We start from the raw sequence: 14,542 nt of genomic DNA, 5'->3' as shown, positions 1-14,542 counted from the left end.
CGGCCTTTGTCGTCATCGGCCCCGGGTGATCAATGGCGCGTGCGGGACCGTTCCCGCGCGGGCAAATCGCCCGCGTGATCGAAGGCCCCTGAAGGCGCGGTTCTGCGTTCGGTTTCAGCCAGGGCCCTCTTGCCCTGGTCGGCATCGGGATCGTTGGGATGCAGCGGGGCACCCTTCTCTCGCGTCTCCGAAGGCCCGCCCGCCGCAGACTGTTTCGCCGCGAGGGCCTTTTGCGCAAGCTCCACCTGATCCGGACGATCGCCAGCGGCCGGGCCGTCGGCCTTGCGGCGGTCGCGTTCGGCCGTGGCGCGGTCCAGCGCATCGTTGAGGTAGTCCAGCTTGCTGCGCATTCCCTCGTTTCCGCCAGCCGCCGTCGCGCCCGAGGGGTCGGCCTTGCCGCGCGCCTCTCGGCCCTGCCTGTTTCCCAGGTCGCGGGCGCGGTTGCGCCGGTCGCGCAATCGCGACACCAGATCCGACAGGTCCCGGTCCTTCAGTTGGCCAAGCGCGGGCTGCCGGGCCTGGTCGGCCAGGTCCTGCTCGTCGCGGCTCAGGGCGCGCTGTTCTTCCGCGCTTGCGGGGGCATCATGCTTGGTCATGGGGTCCTCCTTTGCGTCGGAAACCTAACAGGAAGCCCTGGCAGCGGTTCCGCCCCCGCAGGACAGGGGCGATCACGTTTCCTTCGGACTCGATCTAGACCCAGCCCGAGAGATTCTCGCGCAGCACGTTCAGCATCACCTCGATATGCTCGGGGTCGTCGTTCAGGCAGGGGATGTAGGTGAAGTCCTTGCCGCCCGCGTGTTCGAAGCTTTCGCGGATCTCGCCGTTGATCTCCTCCAGCGTCTCGATGCAGTCCGAGGAGAACGCGGGCGAGATCACCGCGATGTCGGTAATGCCCTTTCGCGCCAGTTCGGCCACGTGTTCCACGGTATAGGGACGCAGCCATTCCTCGCGCCCGAAGACGGACTGGAAGGTGGTGTCGATCACGCCGTCGGGCCAGCCCAAGGCCTCTTTCAGCAGGCGCGAGGTCTTCTGGCACTGGCAGTGATAGGGATCGCCCTCCAGCAGGTATCGTTTCGGCATCCCGTGATAGCTGGCGACCAGCTTGGCGGGGATCTTGTCGCCAAGCGCGCGGCGCACCGAGGCCGCAAGCGCCTGGATGTAATCGGGCCGGTTGAAATAGGGTTCGACCGTGCGCACCGCGGGCTGCCATTTCTGCTTCATCAGCGCGCGGAACAACTGGTCGTTCGCCGTGGCCGAGGTCGCGCCCGCGTATTGGGGATAAAGCGGCAGGAAGACGATCCGCTGGCATCCCGCCTTGACCATCCGGTCCAGCACGTCCTGGGTCGAGGGGTTGCCGTAACGCATGCAGAACTCGACCATGACGCCTTCGCCCCATTCGGCCTGCGCGCGCTCGCGCAGCGCCTCGGTCTGGGACCGGGTGATGGTCATCAGGGGGCTTTCGTTCTTTTCCTGGTTCCAGATCAGCTTGTAGTTCTTGCCCGAGGTGAAGGGCCGCTTGGTCAGGATGATGCCCTGCAACAGCGGCTGCCACTTCCATGCCGGGAAATCGATCACCCGCTTGTCCGACAGGAACTCGTTCAGATAGCGGCGCATCGACCAGTAGTCATGGCCGTCCGGCGTGCCCAGGTTGGCGATCAGGATGCCGGTCTTCTTCTTGGGGATCGAGGGGTGGTCCGCGGGCGCATGGGCTGGCTTCATGTCTTCTTGGTCCTGATTTCTTTCAGCGCGTCTTCAAGTCGTGTGGTGGCCGAACCGGGCCGCAACGGTTTCGGCTGCGTTTCGGAAGGCGACCATCCGGTCAGAAAGACCAGATCGAAGGTCGTGGCGATACGGGACGGATCGTCGCGGTCCCCATGGTGTTCGGCCATGATTGCTGCGGCGCGCGCCAGCACGCCCCGGCCCGTCGGGCGGCGGAGGCGGGCCGCCATCGCGTTCCCCTCGCCCATGGCGCGCAGGTCATGGGCCAGGTGGAACAGGTCGCGATAGCTTGCCCTCTGCGGCAAGAGGTCGGCCACCGGCAGGGCCAGCCCGGCCCGGCCGATCAGCGCGCCCATGTCGCGGATGTCGCCCATCGGCAGGACGCGCGGCGACAACCCGCCCGTCAGTTCGACCTCGGCCTGGGCCAGGGCGGCGCGCAGTTCCTGAAGGGTCTGGCCGCCGAAGCAGACGGCGATGAACAGCCCGTCCTCGCGCAAGGCGCGGGCGCATTGCACGATCTGGCCCACCGGATCATCCGCCCAGTGCAGCGCCATCGCATGGATCACCAGGTCATGGGCCCCGGCCTGCAGATCCAGGACGGGATCGTCGGGAACGATGCGCGCATCCGGGAAGGCATCGCCCCAGAAACTGGGAAAGCCCGTGACCAGGGCGGGGGCCGTAAACCTTCTTTTAACCTCGGAAAGCCTATCCTGGATCTCGTCGGCGGCCAGACGGTGCAGCACATCGACGAATCCCTGGCGAATCGCCCGGTCCCGCTGGCGCAGCAGCGCGGGGCGGTCGGTCAGGGCGGGGCGGTCTGGTGCGGATGTGGTCATGGGGGTGGAACATAGGATGCTTCACGGGGCGATGAAAGGCGCGTTGCGCCTGCTTTATCCGCCGCAATGCGTGGCTTGCGGCGCGACGGTCGCGGACGGGGGCGACGATCCGGGGCAGCTTTGCCCCGCCTGCTTTCCAGACACGCGCTTCATCACCGGCGCGGCCTGCGCGCGCTGCGGCGTGCCCCTGCCCGATGATGGAACAGGGTCACACGACCCGACGCTGTGCTGCGACGACTGCCTGTCGATCGCGCGGCCCTGGCAGCGGGGGCGGGCAGCGATGGTCTATGCGGGCACCGGGCGGCGCCTGGTGCTGGCGCTGAAGCATGGCGATCGTCCCGACCTGGCGCCCGCGCTTGCGTCCTGGCTGGCCCGTGCGGCGGCGCCCTTGGTCGAACCGGATACGGTCGTGGCGCCGATCCCCCTGCATCTGCGGCGGCTGCTGAAGCGGCGCTATAATCAGGCGGCGCTGATCTCGGGCCGGGTGGCGCGGGCGCATGGGGTGGCGCATCTGCCGGACCTTCTGCTGCGGCGCAGGCACACGGCCGCCCAGGATCATCGCGGCGTCAGCGACCGTTTCGCCAATATCGCCGGCGCGCTTGCGGTCAACCCGCGCCATGCGGCGGGTGTGGCGGGGCGGCCCGTGCTGCTGATCGACGACGTGATGGCATCGGGCGCCACCATGGCCGCCGCGGCCGAGGCGCTGCTTGCGGCAGGTTCGGGACCAGTTTCGGTCGCGGTTCTGGCAAGGGCGGTCAAGGATGACTAGGTAAGGGGGCCAAAGGAAAGGAACAGCCCGTGACCCAGCCCACGATCACCATCTATACCACCCGCACCTGCCCCTTCTGCATCCGCGCCAAGGGCCTTTTGCGGGAAAAGAACGCCCAGTATGACGAGATCGACGTGGGCGGCGACCCCTCGGTCCGCGCACAGATGACCCAGCGTGCCCATGGCCGCCGCACCGTGCCGCAGATCTTCATCGGCGACCGCCATGTCGGTGGCTGCGATGACCTGTTCGACCTCGAACGCCAAGGCAAGCTGGATGCGCTGTTGACGGGCACTGCCGCCTGACGACATCCTGACGCAGGGTCAGGCAAAGGTCAGGCTTGACCTGCGACCATCTTGCGGGGCACGGTTTCGGCTTCGCCCCGCCCTGGCCTAATATATTGTCCCGACAGGAAAAATGCCCATACCCGCGACCTCAGACCGTTCCCAGGCCACCGACCGGCTTGCCGCAAGCCTTTTTGCCGAGGTCTTGATCGCCGAGCAGCTGTCGCGCAACCTGATCAGCAAGGCCCTGCCGCGCGGGATGCAGATTTCGCATTTCTCGGTGCTGAACCTGCTGGCCCATGTGAACGAGGAACGCACCCCTGCCCAACTGGCGCAGGCCTTTCATGTGACGCGCGGGGCAATGACCAATACCTTGTCGCGGCTGGAATGGGCGGGTCATGTCCACATCCGTCCCGACTGGGACGATGCGCGGCGCAAGTTCGTGTCGATCAGCCCGGCGGGGCGGGCGGCACGGAACGCGGCTCTTGCCGCCTTCATGCCGCTGATCGCCGAGGTCGTGCGCGACATCGGCGCAGACCGCGTCCGCACCGCCCTGCCGGTGCTGCGGGAATTGCGAATCCGGCTGGAAGGCGACGACGACTAGGCGTCGCGCCGGGCGGTCATGATGTAGTTGACCGACAGGTCGCGATCCGACAGCGACCAGCCGAAGGTGAGGGGGTTGAAGACCATCCCCCGCCGGTCCGCGACCGTCAGGCCCGCGCCCTCTGCCATGGCCGCCAGTTCGTCGGGCGTAAGGAACCGCGCCCAGTCATGCGTCCCGCGCGGCAGCCAGCGCAGCACCCATTCCGCCCCGATGATCGCCGCGCCAAAGCTTTTCGCCGTCCGGTTCAGCGTCGACAGGATCACCAGCCCGCCCGGCCGCAGCAACTGCTTGCAGGTCGCGACAAAGGCCGCCGGGTCCGCCACATGTTCCACGATCTCAAGCGCGAGGACCACGTCGAACAGCCGCCCCTCGGCCACCAGGGCTTCGGCTGTCGTGGAAACGTATTCGATGGCCAGCCCCTGCTGCTGCGCATGGACCTGCGCCACCGCGATGTTGCCTTCGGCCGCATCGGCGCCCGTGACCTTCGCCCCCAGCCGGGCCATGGGTTCGGACACCAGGCCGCCGCCGCAGCCGATGTCCAGGACGCGCAGCCCCTCGAACGGGCGCAGGCTGCGCCGGTCGCGCCCGAACTCGGCGGCGATCTGGGTGGCGATATAGTCCAGCCGCACCGGGTTCATCAGGTGCAGCGGACGGAACTTGCCCCGGGGATCCCACCATTCGGCGGCCATCGCCTCGAACTTGGCAATCTCGGCAGGGTCGATGCTGCTGATGGGGCTGGTCATGGGCTGGTCCTTCTGGCGGGCGGGTTCGTCTGTGCTTATAGTAAGGCCATGGATCGATTGGCAGGACAAATCGCCGCGTCGCATGGCCGCCTTCACCCGGCTGTCGAACCCTTTGCCCGGCACATGCTGGAGGTCGGCGACGGCCACCAGATCTATGTCGAGGAAAGCGGCAATCCCGAAGGCCGCCCCGTCGTGGTCCTGCATGGCGGCCCGGGCGGCGGCTGCAGCCCCTTCATGCGGCGCTTCTTCGACCCCGACCATTACCGTGCGATCCTGTTCGACCAGCGAGGCTGCGGGCGATCTCGTCCCCAAGCTTCGGTCCACGCGAACACCACGCAGCACCTGATCGCGGATATCGAGGCCATCCGCGAAACCCTGGGCCTGCGATCCGTGCTGCTGTTCGGGGGAAGCTGGGGCGCGACCCTGGCCCTGGCCTATGCCCAGACACATCCCGGCAGGGTCACCGGCCTTGTCCTGCGCGGCGTCTTCCTGGGCACGCAAGGCGAATTGGACTGGTTCTATGGCGGCGGCGCGGGCCGGTTCTTTCCCGATCTCTGGGCGCAGTTCCGCGACCCGATCCCCGAATCCGAACAGGACGACCTGATCGCCGCCTACCACAGGCGGCTGTTTTCGGACGACACCGGGCGGCAGGGCCGCTATGCCCAGCCTTGGCTGATGTGGGAAAACGCCCTGGCCGGCCTGCAATCTGCCGCCGTCAGCCATGCGCCGCCCGATTACGCCCGCGCCTTCGCCCGGCTCGAGAATCATTATTTCACCAACCGCTGCTTTCTGGACGAAGGCCAGCTTCTGCGCGACCGCCACCGGATCGAGCATCTGCCCGCCGTGATCGTCCAAGGACGCTATGACATGGTCTGCCCGCCCCTGTCGGCCTGGCGGCTGGCCGAGGGCTGGGACCGTTGCGAACTTCGCCTGGTGCCTGCCTCGGGGCACGCCCTTTCCGAACCCCGCATCACCGCGGAACTGGTGCAGGTGATGGACGGGATCCGGGATGCAGGCGGCGCAAGATCACTTTGACCTTGCAAAATGGGCGTTTCCTGCTAAATACCCCCTCAACAGCGGTGCAGGCGTCCAAACCCTGCCCACCGGACACATTCGCATGGGCCCGCTGAGGGCCCTTTTTCACATCCGAAGGGATCTCATGTCGAACGATCTGATCGCCAAGACCGCCATCGACCGGCGTCTGGCCGAGATCATCGCCCCGGTGATCGAGGATCTGGGGTTTGAACTGGTGCGCGTGCGCCTGCAGGGCGGCAAGACCGCCACGCTGCAGATCATGGCCGACCGTCCCGAAGGCGGCATCAACGTGGACGATTGCGGCGACATTTCCGTGGCCGTCAGCGCCACCCTGGATGTCGAGGATCCGCTGGAGGACGCTTATCACCTGGAAGTCAGCAGCCCCGGCATCGACCGCCCGCTGACCCGGATGAAGGATTTCGAGACCTTCGAAGGCTACGAGGCGCGGCTGGAAACGAACCAGGCCATCGACGGGCGCAAGCGCTTCAAGGGCGTTCTGGCCGGCGTCGAGAAGGGTGAGGGCGGCGACGAGGTCCTGCTGAACATCGAGGAAGGCGGCGAGGTCCAGACCATCGGGCTGCAGTTCGACTGGCTGTCCGACGCCAAGCTGGTCCTGACGGACGAGCTGATCAAGGAAATGCTTCGCCAGAAGAAAGAGGCCGGCGTCCAGATCGACAACCTGGACGAAAGCGCCTTTGACGAGATCGAAACCGAAGACGACAACGACGGCGAGAACGCCGCTGCCAAGGAGTGAGTGATGGCAATCACCTCTGCCAACCAGCTTGAACTGCTGCAGACGGCCGAAGCCGTCGCGCGCGAGAAGATGATCGAGCCCGAGCTGGTCATCGAGGCGATGGAGGACAGCCTCGCCCGTGCCGCCAAGTCGCGCTATGGCGCCGAGATGGACATCCGCGTCAAGATCGACCGCAAGACCGGCAACGCGACCTTCACCCGCGTCCGCACCGTGGTCGAGGATGACGCGGTCGAGAATTACCAGGCGCAGGTCACGGTCGAACAGGCCCGCCCCTATCTGGACAACCCGCAGGTCGGCGACGTGATCGTGGACCAGGTTCCCCCGGTGGAACTGGGCCGCATCGCCGCGCAGTCGGCCAAGCAGGTCATCCTGCAGCGCGTCCGCGAGGCTGAGCGTGACCGCCAGTACGAGGAATTCAAGGACCGCGCCGGCACCATCATCAACGGCGTTGTCAAGCGCGAGGAATACGGCAACATCATCGTGGACGTCGGCCGCGGCGAGGCGATCCTGCGCCGCAACGAGAAGATCGGCCGCGAAAGCTATCGCCCGAACGACCGCATCCGCGCCTATGTCAAGGACGTGCGCCGCGAATCGCGCGGGCCGCAGATCTTCCTGTCGCGCACCGACCCGCAGTTCATGGCCGAACTGTTCAAGATGGAGGTGCCGGAAATCTATGACGGCATCATCGAGATCAAGGCCGTGGCCCGCGACCCCGGTTCGCGCGCAAAGATCGCCGTGATCTCCTATGACAACAGCATCGACCCGGTCGGCGCCTGCGTGGGCATGCGCGGCAGCCGCGTGCAGGCCGTTGTCGGCGAATTGCAGGGCGAAAAGATCGACATCATCCCCTGGAACGAGGATCAGGCCACCTTCCTGGTCAACGCGCTCCAGCCGGCCGAGGTCAGCAAGGTCGTCTTCGACGAGGAGGCCAACAAGATCGAGGTCGTGGTTCCCGACGAACAACTGTCGCTGGCCATCGGCCGTCGCGGCCAGAACGTGCGCCTGGCCAGCCAGCTGACCGGCATGGATATCGACATCCTGACCGAGGAAGAGGAATCCAAGCGTCGCCAGGCCGAGTTCAACGCCCGGACCCAGCTGTTCATGGACGCCCTGGACCTGGACGAGTTCTTTGCCCAGCTTCTGGTGGCCGAAGGCTTCACCGACCTTGAGGAAGTGGCCTACGTCGAACTGGACGAGCTTCTGTCGATCGAAGGCGTGGACGAGGGCACCGCATCTGAACTGCAGGCCCGCGCCCGCGACGTGCTGGAAGCCAAGAACAAGGCCGCGCTTGAAAACGCGCGCGCGCTTGGCGCCGAGGACAGCCTCATTGAATTCGAGGGGCTGACCCCCCAGATGGTAGAGGCACTGGCCAAGGACGGCGTGAAGACGCTGGAAGATTTCGCCACCTGCGCCGACTGGGAACTGGCCGGCGGCTGGACCACGGTGAACGGTCAGCGCGTCAAGGACGAAGGGCTGCTGGAGCCCTTCGAGGTCTCGCTTGAAGACGCACAGTCCATGGTCATGACCGCCCGGGTCATGCTGGGCTGGGTCGACCCGGAGGAACTGAACAGCAGTGACGACGCCGAAGCCGGCGACGACACCGACGAGGAGGCCGGGGCGTGATGCCCCGGATTTGCCCGCTTGAGTCGCGGTGGTCGCATCAAGGAACATGATCAGCCCGAAAGGCGCTGCATCGTCACCGGGGAAGTCCAGCCCAAGGCTGGACTGATCCGTTTCGTGGCCGGGCCGGACGGCCAGGTCGTGCCGGATCTGGCGGAAAAGCTGCCGGGACGGGGAATCTGGGTCAGCGCGGATCGCGCGGCCATCCAGAAGGCGGCGGCAAAGGGGCTTTTCTCGCGCGCCGCCAAGGCGCCGGTCAAGGCACCCGAGGACCTGGCCGAGATGGTCGAGGCAGGCGTTGCCAGGCGATTGGTCGAACTGCTCTCGCTTGCGCGCAAGTCCGGCCGCGCGGTCGCAGGCTTTGAAAAGGTGAAGGGCTGGCTGGCCGAGGGGCGCGCAAAGGTGCTGCTGCAGGCCAGCGACGGGTCCGATCGCGGCAAGGGAAAGCTGTGGACCCCAACGGGCGGACGCTGGTTCGGCTGCCTGACCGCATCAGAATTGGGTTTGTCCTTCGGGCGCGATCATGTCATACACGGCGCGCTTGCGGCGGGTGGCCTGACGGACAAGGTGATCTTGGAAGCCGGCAGACTGACGGGTCTGCGCGGGCATGACGGCGGCAATACGGCGGCCGAGAAGGAATGAAGACGCAGATGAGCGACAAAGACGGAAAATCCACCTTGGGACTCGGCGGCAGCGGCCGCTCGGGCCAGGTGAAGCAAAGCTTCAGCCACGGCCGCACCAAGAGCGTCGTCGTGGAAACCAAGCGCAAGCGCGTCGTGGTGCCCAAGCCGGGCGCCACGCAGATGACGGATGCCCAGAAAGAAAAGAACCCGCTGACGGCGCGCATGGCGGGTGACCCGTCCAAGCGTCCCGCAGGCATTTCCGATGCCGAGATGGAGCGCCGGCTGAAGGCTCTTGCCGCCGCCAAGTCGCGCGAGGTCGAGGAAGCCGCCCAGCGTGCCGCCGACGAAAAGGCGCGCGAGGAAGAACGCGAACGCCGCCGCGCCGAGATCGAGGCGAAGGAGCGCGAGGACCGCGAACGCGAGGAAGCCCTGCGCCTCAAGGCCGAGGAAGACGAGCGGCGCGCCCGCGAGGCCGCAGAAGCCGCCAAGCGCAAGGATGAACCCAAACCCGCCGAACGCCCGGCCCGTGCCACCGCCCCCGCGGCTGCGCGCCCGGCAGGCGCACGTCCCGCCGCCCCCGATCGCGCCGCGATCGAGGCTGCAGCCTCGCGCGCCGAGAAGCCCGGCATCGCTACCGGCCCGCGCCGCACCGACCGTGATCGTCGCGACAGCGGCGGCGACAGCGATGCGAAAGCCAAGGCCAAGGCCGAGGACAGCCGCCGCACCGGCCGCCTGTCGCTGAACCAGGCGCTTGACGGCGAAGGCGGGCGTCAGCGTTCGCTGGCCGCGATGAAGCGCAAGCAGGACCGAGCCCGCCAGAAGGCTATGGGCAATGTCCGCACGGAAAAGCAGGTCCGCGACGTGCAGCTGCCCGAAACCATCGTGGTGTCGGAACTGGCCAACCGCATGGCGGAACGCGCCGCCGATGTCGTCAAGTCGCTGATGAAGATGGGCATGATGGTGTCCATGAACCAGGCTATCGATGCCGACACCGCCGAGCTGGTGATCGAGGAATTCGGCCACAAGGCGGTCCGCGTGTCGGATGCCGACGTGGAACAGGTCATCGATACCGTGCAGGACAAGGCCGAGGATCTGCGCCCGCGCCCGCCGATCGTCACGATCATGGGCCATGTGGACCACGGCAAGACCTCGCTTCTGGACGCGATCCGCAAGGCGAACGTCGTCTCGGGCGAGGCAGGCGGGATCACGCAGCATATCGGCGCCTACCAGGTGAAGACCGACTCTGGCGCCGTGCTGACCTTCCTGGACACGCCGGGCCACGCGGCCTTCACCTCGATGCGCGCCCGTGGGGCGCAGGTCACGGATATCGTGGTGCTGGTGGTTGCCGCCGACGACGCAGTGATGCCGCAGACAATCGAGGCGATCAATCACGCCAAGGCCGCAAAGGTGCCGATGATCGTGGCGATCAACAAGATCGACAAGCCTTCGGCCGATCCCGACCGGGTCCGCACCTCGCTGCTGCACCAGGAAGTCGTGGTCGAGAAGATGTCCGGCGACGTGCAGGATGTCGAGGTATCGGCCAAGACCGGCCAGGGCCTGGACGAGCTGCTGGAAGCCATCGCGCTGCAGGCCGAGATCCTGGAACTGCGGGCCAATCCCGATCGTGCCGCTCAGGGCGCGGTGATCGAGGCGCAGCTTGACGTGGGCCGCGGTCCCGTCGCCACCGTTCTGGTCCAGAACGGCACGCTGAAGCGCGGCGATATCTTTGTTGTGGGCGAACAGTGGGGCAAGGTGCGCGCGCTGATCAACGACAAGGGCGAACGCGTCGACGAGGCCGGTCCCTCGGTCCCGGTCGAGGTTCTGGGCCTGGACGGCACCCCCGCCGCAGGCGACGTGCTGAACGTGGTCGAGACCGAAGCCCAGGCCCGCGAGATCGCGGATTACCGCATCCAGCAGACCAAGGACAAGCGCGCCGCCGCCGGTGCCGCGACCACGCTGGAACAGCTGATGGCCAAGGCCAAGGCGGATCAAAGCGTGTCGGAACTGCCGGTGGTCGTGAAGGCCGATGTGCAAGGTTCGGCCGAAGCGATCGTGCAGGCCCTGGAAAAGATCGGCAACGACGAAGTGCGCGTCCGCGTGCTGCATTACGGCGTGGGTGCGATCACCGAATCCGACATCGGCCTGGCGGAAGCCAGCAATGCCCCGGTGATCGGCTTCAACGTCCGCGCCAATGCCCCGGCCCGCAATTCGGCCAACCAGAAGGGTGTCGAGATCCGCTATTACTCGATCATCTATGACCTGGTAGATGACATCAAGGCGGCCGCTTCGGGCCTTCTGTCGAACGAGGTTCGCGAGAACTTCATCGGCTATGCCGAGATTCGCGAGGTCTTCAAGGTCACTGGGGTCGGCAAGGTTGCAGGCTGCCTGGTCACCGAAGGCGTGGCGCGCCGCTCGGCAGGCGTGCGCCTGCTGCGCGACAACGTGGTGATCCACGAAGGCACGCTGAAGACCTTGAAGCGCTTCAAAGACGAGGTGAAGGAAGTCATCTCGGGCCAGGAATGCGGCATGGCCTTCGAAAACTACGACGACATCCGCCAAGGCGATGTCATCGAGATCTTCGAGCGCGAGGAAGTCGAGCGCAGCCTGTAAGGGCGGCGCATCGACGCGGCAGAAAAAAGGGGCGGCCATTTCGGCCGCCCCTTCTGCGTTTGTCGTGGTGCACCAAACCTGGGTCAGCGCGTGACCGGCTTCCCCTCGAATGTGCGGGTCCCAATGCGGACAACCATGTTCCCGTTGGGGGCGAGACATTCGAAAAGCCCCTGGACGAGAATGTGGCTGCCGATCGAAATCGTGCGAATCATGTCAAGCCCTCCTGTTCCCTCTGGAACCAAACTGCCATGAAATGGTTACCAATGGTTTAACGATTGCGCGATATGCGAATAAATGAGGCCCATTGGTGACTTTTGCCGCCGGGGTGAGGCTTCAAAGCCACATCTGCAGCATCGGGATCAGGGGTAGGTCGGCGGGCGGCATGGCATAGTTTCGCAGATCCCCTGCACGGACCCATGCCAATTGCTGTCCTTCCCGCGGATGGGCGATACCGTTCCACCGGCGGCAGGCAAAGACCGGCATCAGCAGGTGGAAGTCGGGATAGCTGTGGCTGGCAAAGGTCAAGGGTGCCAGGCACGATGTCCAGGTGTCGATGCCCAGTTCCTCGTGCAGTTCGCGGATCAGGGCTGCCTCGGGAGTTTCGCCCGGCTCGACCTTGCCGCCCGGAAACTCCCACAGGCCTGCCATGGACTTGCCTTCCGGGCGCTGTGCTAGAAGCACGCGCCCGTCCGCGTCGATCAGCGCGACGGCGGCAACAAGGACCGTCTTCACGACCGATAGTCGGCGTTGATGTCGATATAGCCGTGGGTCAGGTCGCAGGTCCAGACGGTCCGCGCCCCCTGCCCCAGTCCCAGATCAACGGCGATCACCAGATCCTGCCGCTTCATGTAGGCGCTGGCCTTGGCCTCGTCATAGCTGGGCGAACGCCAGCCATTCTCGGCCAGGATCATGTCGCCAAAGCGGATCGTCAGCCGGTCGCGGTCGGCCTGGGCACCGGACTTGCCAACGGCGGCGACGATGCGGCCCCAGTTCGCGTCCTCGCCCGCGATGGCGGTCTTGACCAGGGGCGAATTCGCGATGGACATGGCGACCCTGTGAGCATCGGCATCAGAGGCCGCGCCCGTGACCTGCACCTCGACGAACTTCGTCGCTCCCTCGCCGTCGCGCACCACAAGCTGCGCCAGTTCGCGCATGACGCCGTGCAGCGCCGCCACGAAACCCGCACCCGCCCCGCTGTCCAGCGAGGTGATGGGCGCGGCCTTGCTGCGCCCGGTCGCGGCCAGGATCAGCGCGTCCGAGGTCGAGGTGTCGCTGTCCACGGTGATGGCGTTGAACGTCTTGTCCAGGCCCGACGACAGCGCCTGCTGCAGCAGCGGGGCCGCGATGGTGGCGTCGGTGAAGACATAGACCAGCATCGTCGCCATGTCGGGCGCGATCATGCCCGATCCCTTGGCGATGCCGGCGATGCGGATCTCGCCGCCCTCGCCCGCCACCGTGGCCGAGGCGCCCTTGGGGAAGGTGTCGGTGGTCATGATCGCACGGGCCGCGTCGGCAATGCCACCCGCTTCCAGCATTGCCGCCAGGTCATCGACGATGGCGATGATCCGGTCATGGGGCAGCGGTTCCCCGATCACCCCGGTCGAGGACGAAAAGACCCGATCCGCCGGAACGCCCGTTGCGGCAGCCACCGCGCCCGTCACCGCATCCACGGATTCCTGGCCCCGCGTTCCGGTGAAGGCATTGGCATTCCCGGAATTGACGATGATCGCCGCGCCTTGCGGCGCATCGCCCCCCCCGGCCAGCTTCGCCTGGTTGTCCAGGATGCAGGCCGCGCGGGTCGAGGACCGGGTAAAGGCCCCCGCCAGCGTGGATCCGGGCGCGACGCGGATCAGGGTCACGTCGGTGCGGCCCTGATACTTCACACCTGCGGCACCGCTGGCGAATTCCACGCCATCGATCACCGGCAGGTCGGGAAAGCGGGCTGGGGCCAGGGGTGAAACGGGAAGCCCGGCCTTGCCCATTATTGCGCCTCCAGCAGTTCGGTCTTGTTCATCAGGGCGGGGTCGATGCCCTCGACCTTCTCGACCGTCGCTTCCGAGGTCAGGCGCTCGATCTCGGCTTGGACCTTGTCGCGCAGGACCATCTGGCTGATCTGGTCGCGCACCTCGTCAAGCGCCGGGGCTTCGCGCAGGCGGGTGTCGTTCAGCTTGATGACGTGCCAGCCGAACTCGGTCTGCACGGGGTCCGAGATCTGGCCCTTTTCCATCGCGCTGACGGCGTCGGCGAAGGGCTTGACCATCTGGTCGGCAGAAAACCAGCCCAGATCGCCCTTGTTCGGCCCGCTGGGCCCGGTCGAGCTTTGTTCGGCCAGCGTCCCGAAATCGGCGCCGCCATCAAGCTGGGCCTTGATCTCGCGGGCTTTTTCCTCGGTATCGACAAGGATATGGGCGGCGGAATATTCGGTCGCGGGTTCCTCGGCCGCGAACAGCTTGTCATAGGCCGCCTGGATTTCCTCGTCGGTCGGCTGGTTCTTGGTGACCTCGGTGATCGCGGCGGCGGCCAGGGTGTTGCGCCGCTGGATTTCCAGCTGAGCGCGCACGCCGGCGTTTTCCTGGCCGGCATCGGCCACGGCGGTCTGCTGGATCAACTGGTCCAGCATGATCTCGTATAGGGCACCGTCGCCCATCTCGGCCATCTGGGGATCCTGGGATGCGGCCTGCTTCATCACGATCATCTCGCCCAGGGTGATGGGCGTGCCGTTGACGGTCGCCACGACCGTGTCGGCGCCCTTGTCCTGGGCCTGGACGGACAGCGGCAGGGACGCGGCCAGAAGGACGGCCAGAAGGACGGCCAGAATCGACGGTTTCAGCATGGAGATTCCTTCGCGTGTTCAGCCCGCGCGTCCGGGCCAGCGTTGACAGTCCGGCAGGCGAGGCATAGATCCCGGACCAACTCCGTGGAAGGCGCTGCCGCCGCTTTCGTTCAGG

The 14,542-nt window shown here is 66.3% G+C and carries 15 protein-coding genes; 8 read left to right on the top strand and 7 right to left on the bottom strand.

The window, feature by feature from the left end; all coding sequences use genetic code 11:
• Positions 1-29: 29 nt before the first annotated feature.
• The 3 genes from IE224_RS05230 to IE224_RS05220 all read right to left on the bottom strand — a co-directional run bounded on the left by IE224_RS05230 (position 30) and on the right by IE224_RS05220 (position 2,555).
• Complete coding sequence (locus IE224_RS05230; RefSeq protein ID WP_191308558.1) at positions 30-596, bottom strand: hypothetical protein; 567 nt, start codon at positions 594-596, stop codon at positions 30-32.
• A 94-nt stretch (positions 597-690) separates the two neighbouring features.
• Positions 691-1,719: a ferrochelatase gene (gene hemH / locus IE224_RS05225; protein ID WP_191308556.1), complete on the bottom strand. Its 1,029-nt coding sequence runs from the start codon at positions 1,717-1,719 to the stop codon at positions 691-693.
• Positions 1,716-2,555, bottom strand: a complete 840-nt coding sequence (locus IE224_RS05220; protein ID WP_191308554.1) for a methyltransferase domain-containing protein — start codon at positions 2,553-2,555, stop codon at positions 1,716-1,718. The genes hemH and IE224_RS05220 overlap by 4 nt, the downstream gene beginning before the upstream one ends.
• A 31-nt stretch (positions 2,556-2,586) precedes the next feature.
• Between IE224_RS05220 and IE224_RS05215 the strand changes: the two genes are divergently transcribed.
• The 3 genes from IE224_RS05215 to IE224_RS05205 all read left to right on the top strand — a co-directional run bounded on the left by IE224_RS05215 (position 2,587) and on the right by IE224_RS05205 (position 4,209).
• The gene (locus IE224_RS05215; protein WP_191308553.1) at positions 2,587-3,324 is read left to right on the top strand and encodes a double zinc ribbon domain-containing protein; all 738 of its coding nucleotides are present in this window, start codon (positions 2,587-2,589) and stop codon (positions 3,322-3,324) included.
• A 29-nt stretch (positions 3,325-3,353) separates the two neighbouring features.
• On the top strand, positions 3,354-3,626 hold the full coding sequence (grxC, locus tag IE224_RS05210; protein ID WP_167621268.1) for a glutaredoxin 3: 273 nt from the start codon (positions 3,354-3,356) through the stop codon (positions 3,624-3,626).
• Positions 3,627-3,738: 112 nt separating this feature from the next.
• On the top strand, positions 3,739-4,209 hold the full coding sequence (locus IE224_RS05205; RefSeq protein WP_167621267.1) for a MarR family winged helix-turn-helix transcriptional regulator: 471 nt from the start codon (positions 3,739-3,741) through the stop codon (positions 4,207-4,209).
• On the opposite strand, the gene ubiG is transcribed toward IE224_RS05205, so the two are convergent.
• On the bottom strand, positions 4,206-4,952 hold the full coding sequence (ubiG, locus tag IE224_RS05200; protein ID WP_191308551.1) for a bifunctional 2-polyprenyl-6-hydroxyphenol methylase/3-demethylubiquinol 3-O-methyltransferase UbiG: 747 nt from the start codon (positions 4,950-4,952) through the stop codon (positions 4,206-4,208). The two genes, IE224_RS05205 and ubiG, sit on opposite strands and share 4 nt — an antisense overlap.
• A 48-nt stretch (positions 4,953-5,000) precedes the next feature.
• Between ubiG and pip the strand changes: the two genes are divergently transcribed.
• The 5 genes from pip to infB all read left to right on the top strand — a co-directional run bounded on the left by pip (position 5,001) and on the right by infB (position 11,594).
• Positions 5,001-5,987, top strand: a complete 987-nt coding sequence (gene pip / locus IE224_RS05195; RefSeq protein ID WP_191308549.1) for a prolyl aminopeptidase — start codon at positions 5,001-5,003, stop codon at positions 5,985-5,987.
• A gap of 124 nt (positions 5,988-6,111) precedes the next feature.
• The gene (gene rimP, locus IE224_RS05190) at positions 6,112-6,741 is read left to right on the top strand and encodes a ribosome maturation factor RimP (protein WP_167621263.1); all 630 of its coding nucleotides are present in this window, start codon (positions 6,112-6,114) and stop codon (positions 6,739-6,741) included.
• Between the two features lie 3 nt (positions 6,742-6,744).
• Positions 6,745-8,364 carry a transcription termination factor NusA gene (gene nusA, locus IE224_RS05185; RefSeq protein ID WP_167621262.1) on the top strand — a complete coding sequence of 540 codons (1,620 nt, stop codon included), beginning with the start codon at positions 6,745-6,747 and terminating at the stop codon, positions 8,362-8,364.
• Positions 8,365-8,382: 18 nt separating this feature from the next.
• The gene (locus IE224_RS05180) at positions 8,383-9,003 is read left to right on the top strand and encodes an RNA-binding protein (protein ID WP_191308547.1); all 621 of its coding nucleotides are present in this window, start codon (positions 8,383-8,385) and stop codon (positions 9,001-9,003) included.
• Between the two features lie 8 nt (positions 9,004-9,011).
• A complete protein-coding gene (infB, locus tag IE224_RS05175) occupies positions 9,012-11,594 on the top strand; it encodes a translation initiation factor IF-2 (protein ID WP_191308545.1) in 2,583 nt (860 codons plus the stop codon).
• A 333-nt stretch (positions 11,595-11,927) separates the two neighbouring features.
• Here infB and mutT read toward each other — a convergent pair whose 3' ends face one another.
• Genes mutT through IE224_RS05160 form a run of 3 tightly spaced genes read right to left on the bottom strand, consistent with a single transcriptional unit; the run spans position 11,928 to position 14,427 of the window.
• On the bottom strand, positions 11,928-12,326 hold the full coding sequence (mutT, locus tag IE224_RS05170; RefSeq protein ID WP_191308544.1) for an 8-oxo-dGTP diphosphatase MutT: 399 nt from the start codon (positions 12,324-12,326) through the stop codon (positions 11,928-11,930).
• Positions 12,323-13,576 (bottom strand): bifunctional glutamate N-acetyltransferase/amino-acid acetyltransferase ArgJ, encoded by a 1,254-nt coding sequence (argJ, locus tag IE224_RS05165; protein ID WP_191308542.1) that lies wholly within the window; start codon positions 13,574-13,576, stop codon positions 12,323-12,325. Before argJ ends, mutT begins: the two co-directional genes overlap by 4 nt.
• Positions 13,576-14,427, bottom strand: coding sequence for a peptidylprolyl isomerase (locus tag IE224_RS05160; protein WP_191308540.1), 852 nt, complete (start codon positions 14,425-14,427; stop codon positions 13,576-13,578). The genes argJ and IE224_RS05160 overlap by 1 nt, the downstream gene beginning before the upstream one ends.
• Between the last annotated feature and the right edge of the window lie 115 nt (positions 14,428-14,542).

The sequence above is a fragment of the Paracoccus aerius genome, assembly GCF_014656455.1.
GTDB lineage: Bacteria > Pseudomonadota > Alphaproteobacteria > Rhodobacterales > Rhodobacteraceae > Paracoccus > Paracoccus aerius.
This window is presented reverse-complemented; position numbering and strand designations above follow the sequence as displayed.

Coding starts and splice junctions, on each gene's coding strand:
- IE224_RS05220 (WP_191308554.1), bottom strand. CDS start 2,555: ATGACCACATCCGCACCAGACCGCCCCGCCCTGACCGACCGCCCCGCG.
- IE224_RS05230 (WP_191308558.1), bottom strand. CDS start 596: ATGACCAAGCATGATGCCCCCGCAAGCGCGGAAGAACAGCGCGCCCTG.
- infB (WP_191308545.1), top strand. CDS start 9,012: ATGAGCGACAAAGACGGAAAATCCACCTTGGGACTCGGCGGCAGCGGC.
- IE224_RS05215 (WP_191308553.1), top strand. CDS start 2,587: ATGAAAGGCGCGTTGCGCCTGCTTTATCCGCCGCAATGCGTGGCTTGC.
- hemH (WP_191308556.1), bottom strand. CDS start 1,719: ATGAAGCCAGCCCATGCGCCCGCGGACCACCCCTCGATCCCCAAGAAG.
- nusA (WP_167621262.1), top strand. CDS start 6,745: ATGGCAATCACCTCTGCCAACCAGCTTGAACTGCTGCAGACGGCCGAA.
- argJ (WP_191308542.1), bottom strand. CDS start 13,576: ATGGGCAAGGCCGGGCTTCCCGTTTCACCCCTGGCCCCAGCCCGCTTT.
- pip (WP_191308549.1), top strand. CDS start 5,001: ATGGATCGATTGGCAGGACAAATCGCCGCGTCGCATGGCCGCCTTCAC.
- ubiG (WP_191308551.1), bottom strand. CDS start 4,952: ATGACCAGCCCCATCAGCAGCATCGACCCTGCCGAGATTGCCAAGTTC.
- IE224_RS05205 (WP_167621267.1), top strand. CDS start 3,739: ATGCCCATACCCGCGACCTCAGACCGTTCCCAGGCCACCGACCGGCTT.
- IE224_RS05160 (WP_191308540.1), bottom strand. CDS start 14,427: ATGCTGAAACCGTCGATTCTGGCCGTCCTTCTGGCCGTCCTTCTGGCC.
- rimP (WP_167621263.1), top strand. CDS start 6,112: ATGTCGAACGATCTGATCGCCAAGACCGCCATCGACCGGCGTCTGGCC.